1 protein-coding gene is annotated in these 1,010 nt (G+C 58.3%); it reads left to right on the top strand.

Annotation, left to right across the window (positions count from 1 at the left end):
• Positions 1–55 precede the first annotated feature (55 nt).
• The coding region (locus F2P45_RS34265; protein WP_229505444.1) for an IS1380 family transposase at positions 56–1,010 on the top strand (955 nt) is incomplete at its 3' end.

Below are 1,010 nucleotides of genomic sequence, written 5' to 3'. Positions count from 1 at the left end.
TAAAATGTGAGTTATCCATAAAACACAATTTCAACACGAACGCACCTTGCCCGGCATGAATTCTACCTCAGAGCAGCTACGTTTTGCATCGATTCCAGCCCACAGCGTCCGCGCCGATTTCGCCGGTGGCGGTTTGTCGTCTGATCTCGGTCCGGTCCTGCTGCGCGGCGTTGACCTTCAGATCGGCCTGACCAAGCGCTTGGCCGCAGCTTTGCCCGACCGGCGCCATCAGAGTTACGTCAGCCATTCGTATCACGATCTTCTGACGCAGCGCATCTATCAAATCGGCTGTGGCTACGAGGACGGCAACGACGCGAATCGCCTGCGCCACGACCCAATGTTCAAACTTGGCGCGGCCCGTTTGCCGTTTGATGCCGCCGGCGCGCTGGCATCGGGAGCGACGATCTCACGCTTCGAACACGCAGCAAGTCGTCAAGATATTTATCGCGTCAGCGAGGCTCTGGTCGAACAGTTCATTGCCAACTTCGCCAGCCCGCCAAAGAGCTTGATTCTCGATCTGGATCACTCCGAGGATGCGTGCTACGGCCAGCAGCCGCTGGCGTTCTACAACCACCATTATGGTTCGACCTGCTACTTGCCGCTGATGATCTTCGACGGCCAGTCGGGCGGCTTGATCGCGGCGGTGCTGCGCCCCGGAAGGCGACCATTTGGCGAAGAGAACGCGATGATCATGCGGCGCGTTCTGAAACGGATTCGTCAGCACTTCCCCGATACGCATATTCTCGTACGTGGCGACGGACACTTCAGTGGCCCTGAATTAATGAGCCTGATCGATGGGATGTCGAACATGGACTTCATTTTTGGTTTCGCCTGCAACACCAAGCTCCTTGCGATGGCCGAGCCGACCAGACTTCGCGCCATCGACCGGTGGGTGGCTGCGCAATCGCAGGACCTGGTGCCCAATGCGGTGCGTCTGTTCGATGAATTTACTTACAAGGCGCGTTCGTGGCCGAGGGCCTGGCGCGTGTTGCTCAAGGCCGAGGTCATGG

This window comes from Massilia mucilaginosa (genome assembly GCF_011682145.1).
GTDB lineage: Bacteria > Pseudomonadota > Gammaproteobacteria > Burkholderiales > Burkholderiaceae_D > Telluria_A > Telluria_A mucilaginosa.
This window is presented reverse-complemented; position numbering and strand designations above follow the sequence as displayed.